The sequence below is a fragment of the Kitasatospora sp. NPDC085895 genome, from assembly GCF_040702125.1.
Lineage (GTDB): Bacteria > Actinomycetota > Actinomycetes > Streptomycetales > Streptomycetaceae > Kitasatospora > Kitasatospora arboriphila.
This window is the reverse complement of record NZ_JBFBJY010000008.1, coordinates 164944-180673: the sequence shown is the minus strand read 5'-3', so window position 1 is coordinate 180673 and position 15730 is coordinate 164944. Positions and strand designations below refer to the sequence as shown.

The following is a 15730-nucleotide window of genomic DNA, read 5'->3' as shown; positions in this document are numbered from 1 at the left end:
GCCATGCTGGAGCGGCTGCTGAGCTTCTGGCAGGGCAAGCTCTTCGTCCTCGTCCTGCTGGGCTTCGCCGCCACCGACTTCCTGATCACCATCACGCTGTCCGCCGCCGACGCCACCGCCCACCTGGTGGAGAACCCGCACCTGACCAGCAGTCTGCAGGGCCGTGAGGTGCTGATCACCCTGCTGCTGATCGCGCTGCTCGGCGCCGTCTTCCTCAAGGGCTTCAGCGAGGCGATCGGCGTCGCGGTCGTCCTGGTCGCCGTCTACCTGGCGCTGAACGTGGTGGTGGTCGCGACCGGCCTGGTGAAGGTGCTGTCCGACCCCGACCTGATCACCGACTGGACGCACGCCCTCACCGCCGAGCACGGCGACGTGGTCGCGATGATCGGCGTCTCGCTGATCGTCTTCCCCAAGCTCGCCCTCGGCCTGTCCGGCTTCGAGACCGGCGTCGCCGTGATGCCGCACATCAAGGGCGACCCCGGCGACACGGAGGAGAAGCCGGTCGGCCGGATCAAGGGCGCCCGCAAGCTGCTCACCGCCGCCGCCCTGATCATGAGCGTCTTCCTGATCACGAGTAGCTTCATCACCACCCTGCTGATCCCCGCCCCCGCGTTCGAACCGGGCGGAGCGGCCAACGGCCGCGCCCTCGCCTACCTCGCCCACGAGTACCTGGGCACCGCCTTCGGCACCGTCTACGACGTCTCCACCATCGCCATCCTCTGGTTCGCCGGTGCCTCCGCGATGGCCGGCCTGCTCAACCTGATGCCGCGCTACCTGCCGCGCTACGGGATGGCGCCGCACTGGGCACGGGCCGTCCGCCCGACCGTGCTGGTGCTGACCGCGGTGGCCTTCCTGGTCACCTGGATCTTCGACGCGAGCGTCGACAAGCAGGGCGGCGCGTACGCGACCGGCGTCCTGGTGCTGATCAGCTCGGCGGCCGTGGCCGTCACCATCGCGGCCCGCAAGGCCGGCGAGCGCCGCTGGGCGATCGGCTTCGCGGTGATCGCCGCGGTGTTCCTCTACACCACGGGCGCGAACATCGCCGAGCGCCCGGACGGCGTGAAGATCGGCGCCTGCTTCATCGCGGCGATCGTGCTGATCTCGCTCGCCTCCCGGCTCGCCCGCGCCTTCGAACTGCGCGTCACCGACGTCGTGTTCGACACCCTGGCGGAGCGGTTCGTGCGCGACGGCACGCACCGGGAGATCCGGCTGATCGCCAACGAGCCGCACCGCCGCGACCTCGCCGAGTACCGGGACAAGCTGCACCAGATCCGCGCGGACAACGCGATCCCCGCCGAGGACGACCTGGTCTTCGTCGAGGTCACCGTCCGGGACCCGTCCGACTTCGAGGCCGAACTGCGGGTGCGCGGCGAGGTGCTGCACGGCCGCTTCCGGGTGCTCACCCTGGAGCACTCCAGCGTGCCCAACGCGCTCGCCGCGCTGCTGCTGCACGTCCGGGACACCACCGGGCAGCAGCCGCACATCTACTTCGAGTGGACGGAGGGCAATCCGTTCGCCCAGTTCCTGCGGTTCTTCCTGTTCGGCCAGGGCGAGGTCGCGCCCGTCACCCGCGAGGTGCTCCGCGAGGCCGAGTCCGATCCGGCGCGCCGCCCGCACGTCCACGTCGGCTGACCACCGGTCACGGACCGCCGGCCCGGGCCCAGGCCGCGGGGACCCGGGCCGGCGCCGGGCCGTGGACCGGAGGGACGTCCCGGGGCCACGACCGCAGGCCGGCCCGTCCGCGGGCGCGAGGTCTGCAAGAATCGGTCCTCCGGTGGCGAAGGGTGAGGAGACCCGGTGGGCGAGGACGCGATGAGGCCGCGGATCCCGCAGTTGAGGCTCGACGAACTGCTGGAGGAACTGCAGGCCCGGATCGACGCTGCCCGTGGCACCCGGGACCGCGTGCACAGCCTGCTGGAGGCCGTGCTCTCGGTCGGCCGCGAGCTCGACCTCACCCATGTGCTGCGGCGGATCGTCGAGGCGGCCGCCGTCCTCGTCGACGCCAAGTACGCGGCCCTCGGCGTGATCGGCCCGGACGGCGAGACGCTCTCGCAGTTCCTCACCGTCGGGCTCGGCGAGGACGAGATCGCCGAGATCGGCCCGTACCCGACCGGCAAGGGCATCCTCGGCGAGCTGATCCGCCGGCCCGAGGCGCTCCGGCTGGAGGACCTCGCCGCGCACCCCGCCTCGCACGGCTGCCCCGCGCACCACCCCGTGATGCGGACCTTCCTCGGCGTGCCCGTCCGGGTCCGCGACGAGGTCTTCGGCAACCTCTACCTCACCGACAAGCGCAACGGCGAGGGCTTCGACGCCGACGACGAGTCCGTCATCTCCACCCTCGCGGTGGCCGCCGGGGTCGCCATCGACAACGCGCGGCTCTACGAGGAGGCGCAGCGGCAGCAGCGCTGGCTGGCGGTGAGCGCCGAGATCACTCGCAGCCTGCTCTCCGGCACCTCCCGCGCGCACGTCGTCGAGCTGATCGCCCAGCGCGCGATGGCCATCACCGGCGCCGAGCTCGCCGACATGTCCGCCCCGACCGGCGACGGGCAGGCGCTGCGCGTCGAACTCGCCCTCGGCGGCGACACCGCGGCCCGGCTCGGCCGGCTGCTGCCGCTGGAGGGCTCGCTGCCCGGGCGGGCGGTCACCGGCGGCCACCCGGTGACCACGACCGCTCTGGCGGACGACCACCGGCCGACAGCCGGGGCCGGCGTCGGACCCGCCGGCGGCCCGGCCGTCGGACCGACCGGGTACGGCGGCCTCGGCCCGGCCGTCGCCGTCCCGATCGGCCGGCAGGAGGGCGACATCCCGGGCGTGCTGCTGCTCGCCCGGCGGACGGGCGAACCCGCCTTCACGGACCGCGAGATCGGCCCGCTCTCCGGTTTCGCCGATCAGGCCGCCCTCGCCCTGGAACTCGCCGAACGCCGCCGCGACGCCGAGCAGTTGGCGATGCTGGAGGACCGCGACCGGATCGCCCGCGACCTCCACGACCTGGCCATCCAGCGGCTGTTCGCGACCGGCATGACCCTGCAGAGCGCCGCCCGGGTGATCGAGCACACCGGCGCCTCCGACCGGGTGCTGCGCGCGGTCGCCGACCTCGACGAGACCATCAAGATCATCCGGTCGACCATCTTCGGCCTCCGTGCCCGCGAGGACTCCCGGCAGGGACTGCGCTCACGGGTGGTCGCCGCGGTGGGGGAGGCGCAGGCGGCCCTCGGCTTCGCCCCGCGGCTCAGCATGGAGGGGCTGCTCGACACCGACGTGCCGCTGCGGCTCGCGGACGAAGTGGTGGCCGTGCTCGGCGAGGCGCTCAGCAACGCGGCCCGGCACGCCAAGGCGGGCCGGGTCGAGGTGGTGCTGCAGGCCGCGGGCGGACAGGTCGTGCTCACCGTGCAGGACGACGGGGTGGGCATCCCCGAGCAGGGGCGGCGCAGCGGGCTGCGGAACCTCGCCGAGCGGGCCCACGGCGTCGGAGGGCTCTTCGAACTCTCGGCCCCGCAGGACGGCGGCACCCGCCTGGTCTGGTCGGCGCCGCTCGTCCCTGCCTGACCGGGCCCCGGCGCCCGCCTACGCGGTGCGCTCGAACTCGCAGCGCAGCGCCCGGTCGGCGCCCAGCAGCCGGATCACCCGGGACGGCTGCCGAGGGATCCCCTGCAGCACCACCGAGGCGTCCGCGGCGCAGCGGCCGTTCAACCGCAGGAAGAGGTCCACGCCGGAGCTGTCGCAGAAGGTCACCGCCGCCAGGTCGAGCACCAGCTCGCCGCCGCCGCGCTCCAGCAGCGGCAGCAGCCGCGGCTCCAGGCGGCCGGCCGAGTGCAGGTCGAGCTCGCCACGCAGGGCGACCACCGTGCGGCGGCCGGGGGACTGGCGGCGGACCGAGGCGATGGCGGCCTCGGTGTGCGGTGCGGGAGCGGGCAAGGAGGCCTCCTGGGCGGTGCGGTGCGTACGGTGCTCTGCCGCCGGCCCGGCTCCTCGCAAACCCAACCGGCAGCAGGGCGGCTGACACTCCATCAGATCCACGCCCTGCGGGGGAGGGCCGAAGGTCCCGGATGCTGCGACGGCAACGTCCGGTGCGCGGGCAACTTCCTGCGGTACCGGGGTAACTTCCCGCGGCCTGGCGGCAACCTCATGCGGCGCGGCGGCAACCGAGAGGCAGACCCGCATCCCCACCCTCGGAGACCGACATGTCCGCTTCCCCGCACCGTCGCCCCGCCGGCCGCCGGAGGCTCGCCCTCGCCGCGGCCGGCGCGGCGGCCGTCCTCGCCCTGGGGGCCGTGCCGCTCGCCCTGAACGCCGGGGCGTCCACCGGTGGCGCGCCCGCCGCCGCGGCGGCCGCCGACCTCGGCCACGCCGTCCTGCCCGCCCGGGACGGCTGGGCGGCGGAGGGCGCCGGGACGACGGGCGGCCGCTCGGCGGACGCCGCGCACACCTTCACCGTCACCACCCGCGCCGAGCTGGCGAAGGCGCTGGCCGCAGGGCCCGCGGGCGCACCCCGGGTCATCCGGGTCAAGGGCGTGATCGACGCCAACACCGACGACACCGGCCGGGCGCTCGGCTGCGTCGACTACGCGGCCGGCACCGGCCATTCGGACGCCGCGTACGCCAAGGCCTACGACCCCGCGGTCTGGGGCCGGACGAAGCTGCCCTCCGGCCGACAGGAGGACGCCCGCCGGGCCGCGCAGGCCAGGCAGGCCGCCCGGGTCGTCCTCGACGTCCCCTCGCACACCACGATCGTCGGCGTGCCGGGCACCGGCGCCGGGATCACCGGCGGCAACCTGACGGTGAAGAACGCCCGGGACGTGATCGTCCGCAACCTCGCCCTCACCGACGTCCGCGACTGCTTCCCGCAGTGGGACCCGACGGACGGCCCGACCGGCAACTGGAACTCGGCCTACGACGCCGTCTCGCTGCGCGGTGCCACGCACGTCTGGATCGACCACGACACCTTCTCCGACGCGCCGCACCTCGACGCGGCCAACCCGACCCGGTTCGGCCGCGAGTACCAGGTCCACGACGGCGCGCTGGACATCACCAACGGCTCCGACCTGGTGACCGCCTCCTACAACCGCTTCGCCGACCACGACAAGACGATGCTGATCGGCAGCAGCGACAAGGACACCGGACTGCGGGTCACCCTGCACCACAACGTCTTCCAGGGCGTCGTGCAGCGCGCCCCGCTCGCCCGGGTCGGGCAGATCCACCTCTACGACAACTACTACGACACCGCGCCGCTCGACGGCTACGCGCACGGCTACAGCGTCAACTCCCGAGCCGGCGCCCAGATCGTGGCGGAGAACAACCACTGGCGGCTGTCGGCCGACCGGAAGGTCTCCCAGCTGCTCAGCGGCGACGGCACCGGGGCGTTCGCGGGCAGCGGCAACCTGGTCGACGGCGCGGCGGCCGACCCGGTCGCCGCGTACAACGCCGCCAACACCAAGAAGATCAGGCCGACCGTCTCCTGGCGGCCGGTCCTCTCCGCCGGGCTGGAGCCCGCCGCCGCGCTGCCGGACCGGCTGCCGAAGCAGGCCGGCGCCGGCGTGCTCACCGAGAACGGCACCGCCGCCCCGGCCACCGGCCGGGTCCTGACGGTCGCCGCGGACGGCTCCGCCGCGCACCGGACGGTGCAGTCCGCGGTCGACGCCGCCGGACCCGGGGACACCGTGCTGATCGCCCGCGGCACCTACCGCGAGACGGTGAACGTCCCGGCCGCCAAGAAGGGCCTGACGCTCAAGGGCGCCACCGGCAACGCCGAGGACGTCGTCCTCGCGTACGACAACGCGGCCGGCACCCCGAAGCCCGGCGGCGGCACCTACGGCACCGAGGGCAGCGCCACCCTCACCGTCTCCGCCGACGGCACCACCGTCACCGGCCTCACCGTGCAGAACACCTTCGAGCGGTCCGCCCACCCGGGCACCACCGCCACCCAGGCGGTCGCCCTGGCCGCCCGCGGCGACCGCCAGCAGTACCTGAACTCCCGCTTCATCGGCCACCAGGACACCGTCCTCAACTGGGCGCCCGCCGCCACCGGCCAGTACCGGCAGTACTTCCGCCACTGCTTCGTCGCCGGTGACGTGGACTTCCTCTTCGGCAACGCGACCGCCGTCTACGACCACGTGAACATCGCCCTGCGGGACCGCGGCGCCGCCGCCGGCGGCAGCGACGGCTACCTCGCCGCGCCGAACACCGACGCCGCGAAGCCGTACGGGATCCTCGTCACCGACAGCACGATCAGCAGCACCGCCGCGCCCGGCACCTTCCACCTCGGCCGGCCCTGGCGCACCGGGCCGAGCGCGGTCGGGCAGTTCGTCGTCCGCAACACCGTGCTGCCCGCGGCGGTCGAGAAGGCGCCGTGGACGGACATGCACGGGTACTCCTGGCGGTCCGCCCGCTTCGCCGAGTACGCCAACACCGGGCCCGGGGCCGGCGCCGGCGCTGGCCGCCCGCAACTGACCGCCGCTCAGGCCGCCTCGTACACGGCGCGCGCCTACCTGGCCGGCACCGACGGCTGGAACCCGGTCGGCTGACCCGCAGGAGGAAAACCCGCCGCCCGCGGCAACCTCCCTGCGGGCGGCGGCAACAGGGAGTCGGACAGCAGGACGGCGGACTGTCGGCCCCGCTGTCGGGACGGCCCGTCGACGCCGGGACACGTCCCCTCCCCGTACCGGTAGTCGCCAAGGAGTCATGAGACGTGAGCAAGCGAGCGATACGCCCCAAGCGCGGCAGGATCGCGGCCCTCGGCGGCACGGCCGCCCTGCTGGCCGCCGGCATCGCGGGCGGCCTGTGGGCGGGCGCGGACGCCGCCGCCCCCGCCCCGACCGCCGGGTCCTCCTACACCCTGGTGAGCGCCGCCGGCGGACTCTGCCTGCAGGCGCCCGCCCCGGCCGCCGGCACCCAACTGGCCCAGCAGGACTGCGGCGCGGGTGGCGAGACCTGGCGGCTGACCGCCGACGGCAGCGGCTACCGGCTGGTCGAGGCCGCCGGCGGCCGCTGCGCGGGCGTCCGGGACACCAGGACGGGCGCCGGCGCCGCCGTCCGGACGGAGGCCTGCGACCCGGCGGCCGCCTCCCAGCGCTGGACCCTGACGGCCGTCGAGGGCGGCCACCGGGTGGTCAACGCCGCCAGCGGCAAGTGCCTGGCGGTGAAGGACGGTTCGACCGCGGCCGGCACCCCGGTGCAGCAGAACTCCTGCGACTCGGCGCCCGCCAAGCGCTGGACCTTCAAGCCCGCCGCCACCCCGGCCCCCACCGCGAGCACCCCGACCACCACGGCCACGGCCTCCCCGAAGCCCACCGCGACGGCCACGCCCGCCCCGACCGCCACCGCGACGGGCGGCACCGGCACGGCGATCCCGGCCTGGCCGACCCCGCAGGGCGCCGACGTGCCGCTGACCGCCACCCGGAAGGTCGCCGCGCTCTTCGACGGCGGCGGCCGCCGCTACGTCGGCAAGGGCGTGCTGGGCAGCGGCAGCCAGTCCGAGAACCAGCCCGCCATGTTCGAACTCGCCGACGGCGCCGTGCTGCAGAACGTGATCCTCGGCGACCCGGCCGCCGACGGCGTGCACTGCAGCGGCAGCTGCACCCTGCGCAACGTCTGGTGGGAGAACGTCGGCGAGGACGCCGCCACCTTCAAGGGCACCTCCGCCTCCCAGACGATGACCGTGGACGGCGGCGGCGCGCGCGGCGCGGCCGACAAGGTCTTCCAGCACAACGGCCCCGGCACCTTCGTCGTCAAGAACTTCCGGGTGGAGGACTTCGGCAAGCTCTACCGCTCCTGCGGCAACTGCAAGACGCAGTACCCCCGCCACGTGGTGATCGACAACGTGATCGCCACCGCGCCCGGCAAGAAGATCGTCGGCATCAACGCCAACCTGGGCGACACCGCCACGATCACCCGGCTCACCGTGGTCGGCGACAGCAGCCGGAAGATCACCGTCTGCCAGCGCTACACCGGCGTCACCTCGGGCGAGCCCGAGGAGGCGGGCAGCGGCCCGGACGGCACCAACTGCCGCTACACGCCCGGCGATGTGACCTACAAGCCCTGACCCCGGGCCCGCCCCGGCGGCCGCACGGACGCGTTCGGCGTTCCTGTGGCGGCCGGGGCGGCCGCGCCGCTACGGTGTCCGCCATGGGGTTGGGATCTTGGTGGCGCGGCTCCGGCGCGGCCACCCGCAGGCAGCCGGGCGACACCGCCCCGCTCTCCGAGCCGGCCGTCCTCGCCGCGGTGGCCGAACGGTTGACGGAACTCGGCGGCGACACCTGGACGGTGGACGGCTCCCTGGTCACCGGCCCCGGCGGCACCGCCGTCGCGGTCGGCGCCCGGCACGGCGAGGGCCCGGCCCACCTCGACCTGACCGTCCTGCTGGACGCCGGACGGCCGCAGGAGCGCAGGGTGCAGGACTGCCTGGCCGGTGTCGAGGCCGACAGCGGGCCCGCGGTGCGCCGCGCGGTCGAGGTCTGGGCCTCCACCACCGGCCTGGCCCTGCTCGAACTCCTCGCCCACAACGGCCGGTTCGCCGGCCACCTGCACCCGGACGACGCGGACGCGCTGCCCGGCTGGCACGCCGTGCACGGCGGCATCGCCGGCTGGGGCACCGGCGACCGGCACGGCGCCGTCCAGGACTGGATGCTCGCCCGGCCGCTGCTGCCGCAGCTCGCCCCGGCGTTCCCGGACGGCTTCGACCGGGACCGCCCGACCGGTCTGTCGCTGCTGTTCGGCAGCGGGGCAGGCAGGGAGAGCGCCGAGGTGCGGGTGAACGGCGAACCGCACGAGGGGGCCTCGAAGGCGCTGCTGGCCCTGGACTGGCCGCGGGTCGCCGAGGGCACCGCCTTCGCCCGGACCTTCGTCCTGCTGACCCGGCCCCAGGACGGCTGACCGGCGGGCGGCGCCCCCGGAGCGGCTCAGACCAGCGGGTAGACGTGCGCGCCGGCCGGCCCCGGGTAACCGGGCAGCCAGCGGGCCAGCACCAGCCCGGACGGGTGGAACATCGGCTCGGGCAGCGCGTCCACCGGGACCTGCTCCCAGCCGGCGCAGCTGTGCGGCTCGGTGACGACCGCGGGGGCGTCGCTCGGCGGGGCGAGGACGGCCGCGGTCAGCCGGGGCCGGCCGAGCTCGTGGTCGAGCAGCACGGCCAGCACCCGCATCGCGGCCGCGGGCAGCACGATGCCGGTCTCCTCCGCGAGTTCACGGGCGGCGGCCTCCTCGAAGGACTCGCCGGTGCCGTCGACCTTGCCACCGGGCAGGCTCCAGGTCGGCGGCTCGCCCGCGGTGGTGCGCCGTCCGATCAGCACCCGGCCGTCGGTGGTGGGCACGATGACCCCCGCACCGATGATCGGCCCGCTGCCGGCCTGCCCGCCGCCGGCCACCGGGCCGTCGGCCCTCACCAGGCGGCCTTGGAGTAGTCCTTGAGGAAGCAGCCGTACAGGTCCTCGCCGAGCTCGCCGCGGACGATCGGGTCGTAGACCCGGGCCGCGCCGTCGACCAGGTCGAGCGGGGCGTGGAAGCCCTCGTCGTGCAGCCGCATCTTGTCCGGGTGCGGCCGCTCGTCGGTGATCCAGCCGGTGTCGACGCTGGTCATCAGGATGCCGTCGGTCCGGTACATCTCCTCGGCGCTGGTGCGGGTGAGCATGTTCAGCGCGGCCTTGGCCATGTTGGTGTGCGGGTGGCCGGCGCCCTTGTAGCCGCGGCTGAACACGCCCTCCATGGCGGAGACGTTGACGATGTACTTGCGCCGCGCGGGGGAGGCGGCCATCACCGGCCGGAGCCGGCTGATCAGGATGAACGGCGCGGTGGAGTTGCAGAGCTGCACCTCCAGCAGCTCCATCGGGCCGACCTCGTCGACGGTCTGCACCCAGCTGTTGGTGGAGGCGAGGTCCGGCACCAGGCCGCCGGCGTCGATCGCGGTGCCGGCCTCGATCCGGGCCGGCGAGGCGGAGCCGCTGACCAGGGCGAGGGCGGTGACGTCCTCGGCGCTGATCCGCTCGCCCTCGCCGGAGGCCTGGCCGGGCAGTGCCGGCAGGTCCACGTTGCCGCTGCCGAAGCGGCCGATCACGGTCGACGGGGGCAGCACGCCGGCCGGCAGCGGGGCCGACTCGGCGGCCACCAGCTCGCGGTACGACTCCGGCGGGCGGCGGACGGTCTGTGCCGCGTTGTTGATCAGGATGTCCAGCGGGCCGTCCGCGGCGACCTCGTCGGCCAGCGCCATCACCTGGGCCGGGTCGCGCAGGTCGATACCGACGATCTTCAGCCGGTCGATCCACCGGTCGCTGTCCGGCATCGCCTTGAAGCGGCGGATCGCGTCGTTGGGGAAGCGGGTGGTGATGGTGGTGTGCGCGCCGTCCCGCAGCAGGCAGAGCGCGATGTACATGCCGATCTTGGCGCGGCCGCCGGTGAGCAGGGCGCGCCGCCCGGTGAGGTCGGCGCGGGCGCCGCGGCGGGCGTGGTTGAGCGCCGCGCAGTTGCGGCACAGCTGGTGGTAGAAGGCGTCGACCTCGACGTACCGCTGCTTGCAGGTGTAGCAGGAGCGGGGGCGCTCGAGTATCCCGGCGATCTCGGTGGTGGTCTCGGTGGTCAGGCCGAAGGCGCCGGCCGTCTCGTCGTCGATCCGGCCGGGTGCGCCGGTCGCCGTCCGCGAGGTGACCAGCCGGTCGTTGGCGGTCTTGCGGGCACGGGTCTCCTGGCGGCGGCGCTGCTTGAGCGTGCGGAAGATGCCGCCGACCGCCCGGCGGACGGTGATCGCGTCCGGGTGGTCCACGTGCAGGCTGTCGAGTTCGGCGAGCACGTCCAGGCACAGGGCCAGGCGCTCGGGGTCGATGCCCGGGCCGAAGTCGATGTCCTGCTCGTCGTGCTGCTGGATCTGGGTCTGGGTGTCCGGGCCCGCCGTCATGCCTGCTGCTGCTTCCCTCGGTGTGCCGCCTGTACCGGCGAATGCTACGGGAGCCTGCCGAGCCGGAGCGAAAAGTAATACCTGAACATGCCTTGTGGAGATTACCTGCTCTCGCTAGCGTAAGAGATGAACGGCACATCCGGCCATTACGACGGGAGTGGGGCATGACGACCTGGCACGACTGGCAGCGCAGCTGGGACCGCCAGCAGGAGTGGTACCTGCCCGACCGGGAGGAGCGGTTCCGGGTGATGCTCGACCTGGTCGAGGCGGTGGCCGGCCCGGCGCCGCGCGTCCTCGACCTGGCCTGCGGCACCGGATCGATCAGCGAACGGCTGCTCGCCCGGCTGCCCGGGGCGGTCTCGGTCGGCGTGGACGTCGACCCCGCGCTGCTCGCGATCGCCCGCGGCCACTTCGCCGACGAGCCGCGCCTCACCCTCGTCACCGCCGACCTGAACGACCCCGGCTGGGCGAAGCCGCTGCCGGACGGCGGCGCGTTCGACGCGGTGCTCACCTCGACCGCCCTGCACTGGCTCGGCAGCGACACCCTGGTGCGCCTGTACGGCGACCTCGCGGGGCTGGTCCGGCCCGGCGGCCTGTTCGTCAACGCCGACCACATGCCGCAGCCGGACACCCCGCTGCTGAACGCCGCCGACCGGGCCCGGCAGCACGCCCGCCAGGAGCGAGAGCGCGCCGAGGGCGTCCTCGACTGGGCCGCCTGGTGGCGGGCGGCCGCCGACGACCCGGCACTCGCCGAGGCCGTCGCGGCCCGCTTCGCGATCCACGGCGACCACGCCGACGGCGAGAGCCACCCCGCCGAGTGGCACACCGCCCGGCTGGTCGGGGCCGGCTTCCGCGAGGCCGGGGTGGCCTGGCGCTCGGTCAGTGACGCCCTGGTCGCGGCGGTGCGCTGACCGGCAGCGCGTGCAGGGGTTGTCCGACCGTTCCCGCCGCGCGCGCGGCGGGAACGGTCAGACAACCCCTGGCTCGATCCCGAAGTGCTCGCGGTACGCGGCGAGCGCCTGCTCCCCGGTCAGCTCCTGCTCGCTGCGTGAGCCGTCCGTGCCGGTGCGGATCAGCCGGGTGCCGGCGAGGGTGATCCTGCCCTCGCCGGTCAGCCGTGAGCAGGTGGTGGACCGGGTGAAGTGCGACTCGGGCGAGGTCGCCTGCCACCAGCAGGTCGGGCCGAAGTCGGCCAGCGCGTAAGGCCGCAGGTCCAGCCGGTACTGCGGCTCGCCGTCCATCAGCACGTCCAGCTCCGCGCCGTGCGGCCGCAGCGTGAACCGGCCGGCGGGGTCGGACTGCCCGCCGCGCTCGTCCAGCCGCAGCGGGTGGTGGCTGAACCGGCCGAAGCCGACGTCCACCAGCCAGGGTTCGTCCAGCTCCACGCGCAGCGCCATGTGGTCGAAGGGCGGCCCGGGTCGGCCGTCCCTGCCGAACACCCGCCCCGCGAGCAGCTCCACCCGGTAGCCGAGCGCCGTGAGCAGCGCGGCGAAGGCGCCGTTGAGCTCGTAGCAGAAGCCGCCGCGGCGACGCTCCACGAGCTTCTCCCAGAGCGCCCGTTCGGTCAGCACGATCGGCTCGCCGCGGGCCACGCTCAGCGTCTCGAAGGGCACGGCGTGCAGGTGCGCGAGCTGCAGGGCGCGCAGGGCCGCCGCGTCGGCGCGCTCCGGCCGTGGCAGGCCGATCCGGTCCAGGTAGGCAGCCGCCTGTCGTCCGTCCACCGGTCCTCCTCTTCCTCCGTACTCGGACGGCCCGTCAACCGGGCCGATCGTCGTGGTCCTGACGTCCCGTCGCAAAACAACCGCGAAAAAATGTTTGAGATTCCTGTTATCCCCTCCCGCCCCACGGATCTCCCAGGTGTCGGCAAGCACCACACCCCACCGATGGGCCGACGAGGAGAGACACATGTCACGCAGGAAAGCGTCGTCGCACCGGCGCCGCAATCGCCGTGGACTGATGTTCACCGCAACCGCCATCACCGCGGGACTCATCGCGGGAGCCGTCACCATCGGCTCGGCGCTGGAGGGCGACAAGCCGCTCCGCACCTCCGCCGACGCGGTGATCGCCCAGGAGGTGGAGCCCTCGCCGGCCGCCGGTCCGCTCCACAACGAGGCGCCCGCCCCGGTGACCTCCATACCCAAGGACGACCCGACCCGCGGCCTGGTCTACGGCGGCCTCGTGCCGGCCGCCAGCGGCGACAAGTGCGTCGGCGTCTACAAGGTCGACGAGCAGGGCCTGTGCACCCACGGCCCGGACGCCCCGCCGCGCGGCGTCGACGTCCACAAGAGCACCGCCCCGGTCGTCGCGACCACCGAGAAGCCCGCCGACCTCACCCCGACCGCGGCCGCCGCACCGTCCGCCGCGGACCTGCTGAGCGACGCGCCGCCCGTGCTCGACCTGCAGACCGGCAAGGCGCTCGGCGGCTCCGCCACGCCCGCCGGCACCCCCTCGGCCGGAGCGGGGGCCGCGGCCGAAGGCTCCAAGGTGGTCTGCGAGGGCGACGGCTCGACCGGCAACCGCGTCCAGGTGATGTACGTGCACGCCCCGGGCAACGACCGGTTCGCCCAGTACCTCGCCTCGTTCAAGAAGTGGGCGTCGGACACCGACACCATCTACAACGCGAGCGCCCAGGAGACCGGCGGCGTCCGGCACATCCGCTTCGTCACCGAGGCCGACTGCACCGTCTCGGTGCTGAACGTCGAGCTGTCCGCGGCCTCCCTGCAGGAGTTCGGCGCCAGCAACAAGGCGCTCGCCGCCCAGGGCTTCAACCGCAAGGACCGCAAGTACATGGTCTTCGCGGACGCCAACGTGTACTGCGGCATCGGCACCTTCAACGGTGACGAGCGTCCCGGCCAGGACAACCTGTCCAACTTCGGCCCGTCCTACGGCCGCACCGACAACGGCTGCTGGGGCGGCTCCACCGCCGCCCACGAGCTCGGTCACAACCTCGGCGCCGTCAACAACAGCGCCCCGCACACCAGCAAGGGCGCGCACTGCGTCGACGAGTGGGACATCATGTGCTACTCCGACTCGCCGTACTACCCGAAGATGCAGACCCTCTGCCCGAACCGGGCCGAGGACGACCGCCTCGACTGCAACCACGACGACTACTTCAACACCGACCCGCAGCCGGGCAGCTACCTGACCACGCACTGGAACATCGCCAACAACCAGTTCCTGTTCGCGAACGGCGGCACCAACCCGAACCCGACGCCGACCAAGTCGCCGACGCCGAGCCCGACCACGCCCGACCCGACCAAGTCGCCGACGCCGAGCCCGAGCCCGACCGACTCGACGCCCACCCCGAGCCCCAGCCCGACCTCGACCACCGGTCCCAAGGTGACGGTCGGCCAGATCACCACCAACTCGGCGGTGCTCAGCTGGACGGCGGTCAGCGGCGCCTCCGGATACGACCTCCAGGTCAACGGCCGCTCCGTCGCGACCGTCACCTCCAGCGTCGTCCGCCTGGTCAACCTCAAGTCCGACACCGAGTACAAGGTCGCCGTCGCGGTCAAGGACAAGTCCGGCAAGACCGCCAAGCCCGGCCGCACCACCGCCTTCCGCACCACCAAGGCGGCCGGCCCCGCGCCGACCAAGCCCGGCACCCGCTACCTGATGATCAACAGCCTGACCGGCCAGGCCGCCGACATGTGGGGCGGCTCCACCCGCGACGGCGCCGTGCTCATCGGCTACCAGCGGCACGGCTACTCCAACCAGCAGTGGCTGTTCGAGGACGCCGGCGACGGCTACCTGAAGATCCGCTCCGCCCGCTCCGACAAGTGCCTGCAGATCGGCGGCCAGGCCGTCGCCGGCCAGTACGTGATGCAGCAGCCCTGCTCGTCCGCCGACAGCCAGCAGTGGAAGATCGCCTCCGCCGGCAGCGGCTACGCGCTGACCGCCAAGGGCTCCTCGCTCGTCCTCGGCACCAGCAAGCGCTGGTACTACGGCGGCTGGCTGCTGGAACTGCAGCAGCCCAGCGGCCAGTCCTACCAGAACTGGACCATCCAGGCCGCCTCCTGACGAGGCGCCCCCGAGCCCGGTGGGGCGGGAGTCGGCCCTCCCGCCCCACCGGGCCGTCCCGTCCCACCGGGCGCCCGCGCCCGCCGGCCAGACCAGGAGCCACCCCATGCGCCTGCGCACCCTCGCCACCGCCGCCGCCCTCACCGGCCTGACCGTGCTCGGCACGGCCCAGCCCGCCGGTGCCCACGGCGACACCATCGCCTTCACCGTCTCCAGCCTGGTCGACGGGCACCTCACCGCCGTCGCCACCTGGGAGAACGACCACGACCCGGTCGACGAGAAGATCGCCGGAACCCTGAGCGCCACCGACCGGGACGGCCGCGCGGTCGGCCCCTGGCAGCTGGTCGCGGTCGCCGGCAAGCCCGGCACCTACACCACCGCCCGCCAACTGCCGCCCGGCCACTGGAAGGTGGTCGTCGAATCGGGCTTCCCCGCGCTCGGCCGGGGCGAGGCCGAGGTCGACGTCACCGCCGTCCCCGGCACCGCACCCAGCAGCGGACCGGTGGCCCCGGTGGGCACCGCCCCCGCGCCGAGCGCCTCCGCCGAGCCGATCCGCAGCACCTCGGCCGCCGCCGAGGCCGACAGCGCCTGGACCTGGATGGCGGTGGTCGTCGCCGTGCTGGCCGCGGCGGCCGCCGGTGCCGTGCTGCTGCGCCGCCGCCGCGCCGGGCACTGAGCGGCGCACGGCGGGCTCCGGCGGGGGCCGCAGCCGTCCGCTTCCGCAGGTCACCGGCGTGCGAAAGCGGGGCAGAGGCGACAAGTCGCCTCATCGACCTGTCGACTCCTGGCCACGGACGACGGGTTGTGCCGTCCCCGCCGGTGCAGGCCACC

12 protein-coding genes are annotated in these 15730 nt (G+C 74.1%); 8 read left to right on the top strand and 4 right to left on the bottom strand.

Annotated features, from left to right (window positions below; translation table 11 throughout):
- A partial coding sequence (locus AB0442_RS07965; RefSeq protein WP_366161469.1) for an amino acid transporter occupies window positions 1-1632 on the top strand: 1632 nt, incomplete at its 5' end.
- Between the two features lie 180 nt (window positions 1633-1812).
- The gene (locus AB0442_RS07960) at window positions 1813-3546 is read left to right on the top strand and encodes a GAF domain-containing protein (protein WP_344624255.1); all 1734 of its coding nucleotides are present in this window, start codon (window positions 1813-1815) and stop codon (window positions 3544-3546) included.
- A gap of 18 nt (window positions 3547-3564) precedes the next feature.
- On the opposite strand, the gene AB0442_RS07955 is transcribed toward AB0442_RS07960, so the two are convergent.
- Window positions 3565-3915 carry an STAS domain-containing protein gene (locus AB0442_RS07955; RefSeq protein WP_344624252.1) on the bottom strand — a complete coding sequence of 117 codons (351 nt, stop codon included), beginning with the start codon at window positions 3913-3915 and terminating at the stop codon, window positions 3565-3567.
- Between the two features lie 266 nt (window positions 3916-4181).
- On the opposite strand from AB0442_RS07955, the gene AB0442_RS07950 reads away from it, so the two are divergent.
- From AB0442_RS07950 to AB0442_RS07940, 3 genes are all read left to right on the top strand, one after another.
- Window positions 4182-6521, top strand: coding sequence for a pectinesterase family protein (locus AB0442_RS07950; RefSeq protein WP_366161468.1), 2340 nt, complete (start codon window positions 4182-4184; stop codon window positions 6519-6521).
- Between the two features lie 164 nt (window positions 6522-6685).
- Window positions 6686-8038 carry a pectate lyase gene (locus AB0442_RS07945; RefSeq protein ID WP_366161467.1) on the top strand — a complete coding sequence of 451 codons (1353 nt, stop codon included), beginning with the start codon at window positions 6686-6688 and terminating at the stop codon, window positions 8036-8038.
- A gap of 83 nt (window positions 8039-8121) precedes the next feature.
- Window positions 8122-8868, top strand: a complete 747-nt coding sequence (locus AB0442_RS07940) for a DUF6348 family protein (protein WP_366161465.1) — start codon at window positions 8122-8124, stop codon at window positions 8866-8868.
- A 26-nt stretch (window positions 8869-8894) separates the two neighbouring features.
- Here AB0442_RS07940 and AB0442_RS07935 read toward each other — a convergent pair whose 3' ends face one another.
- Window positions 8895-9377, bottom strand: a complete 483-nt coding sequence (locus AB0442_RS07935) for an NUDIX domain-containing protein (RefSeq protein WP_366161463.1) — start codon at window positions 9375-9377, stop codon at window positions 8895-8897.
- Window positions 9374-10879: an SDR family NAD(P)-dependent oxidoreductase gene (locus tag AB0442_RS07930; RefSeq protein ID WP_366161461.1), complete on the bottom strand. Its 1506-nt coding sequence runs from the start codon at window positions 10877-10879 to the stop codon at window positions 9374-9376. Before AB0442_RS07930 ends, AB0442_RS07935 begins: the two co-directional genes overlap by 4 nt.
- 164 nt (window positions 10880-11043) lie before the next feature.
- Here AB0442_RS07930 and AB0442_RS07925 point away from each other — a divergent pair, with 164 nt between their 5' ends.
- Entirely contained in the window at window positions 11044-11790 is a 747-nt protein-coding gene (locus AB0442_RS07925) for a methyltransferase domain-containing protein (RefSeq protein WP_366161460.1), read from the top strand.
- A gap of 57 nt (window positions 11791-11847) precedes the next feature.
- Here the strand turns inward: AB0442_RS07925 and AB0442_RS07920 are convergent, their stop codons facing one another.
- Window positions 11848-12600 (bottom strand): arylamine N-acetyltransferase, encoded by a 753-nt coding sequence (locus tag AB0442_RS07920; protein WP_366161458.1) that lies wholly within the window; start codon window positions 12598-12600, stop codon window positions 11848-11850.
- Window positions 12601-12835: 235 nt separating this feature from the next.
- Here AB0442_RS07920 and AB0442_RS07915 point away from each other — a divergent pair, with 235 nt between their 5' ends.
- Window positions 12836-14899, top strand: coding sequence for an RICIN domain-containing protein (locus tag AB0442_RS07915; protein ID WP_366161457.1), 2064 nt, complete (start codon window positions 12836-12838; stop codon window positions 14897-14899).
- A 106-nt stretch (window positions 14900-15005) separates the two neighbouring features.
- A complete protein-coding gene (locus AB0442_RS07910; RefSeq protein ID WP_366161456.1) occupies window positions 15006-15575 on the top strand; it encodes a hypothetical protein in 570 nt (189 codons plus the stop codon).
- The last annotated feature ends 155 nt before the right edge of the window (window positions 15576-15730 follow it).

What these genes read in the sequence shown, in the direction of transcription:
- AB0442_RS07950 (WP_366161468.1), top strand. Translation starts at nt 4,182, where the DNA reads ATGTCCGCTTCCCCGCACCGTCGCCCCGCCGGCCGCCGGAGGCTCGCC.
- AB0442_RS07960 (WP_344624255.1), top strand. Translation starts at nt 1,813, where the DNA reads ATGAGGCCGCGGATCCCGCAGTTGAGGCTCGACGAACTGCTGGAGGAA.
- AB0442_RS07925 (WP_366161460.1), top strand. Translation starts at nt 11,044, where the DNA reads ATGACGACCTGGCACGACTGGCAGCGCAGCTGGGACCGCCAGCAGGAG.
- AB0442_RS07930 (WP_366161461.1), bottom strand. Translation starts at nt 10,879, where the DNA reads ATGACGGCGGGCCCGGACACCCAGACCCAGATCCAGCAGCACGACGAG.
- AB0442_RS07915 (WP_366161457.1), top strand. Translation starts at nt 12,836, where the DNA reads ATGTTCACCGCAACCGCCATCACCGCGGGACTCATCGCGGGAGCCGTC.
- AB0442_RS07910 (WP_366161456.1), top strand. Translation starts at nt 15,006, where the DNA reads ATGCGCCTGCGCACCCTCGCCACCGCCGCCGCCCTCACCGGCCTGACC.
- AB0442_RS07940 (WP_366161465.1), top strand. Translation starts at nt 8,122, where the DNA reads ATGGGGTTGGGATCTTGGTGGCGCGGCTCCGGCGCGGCCACCCGCAGG.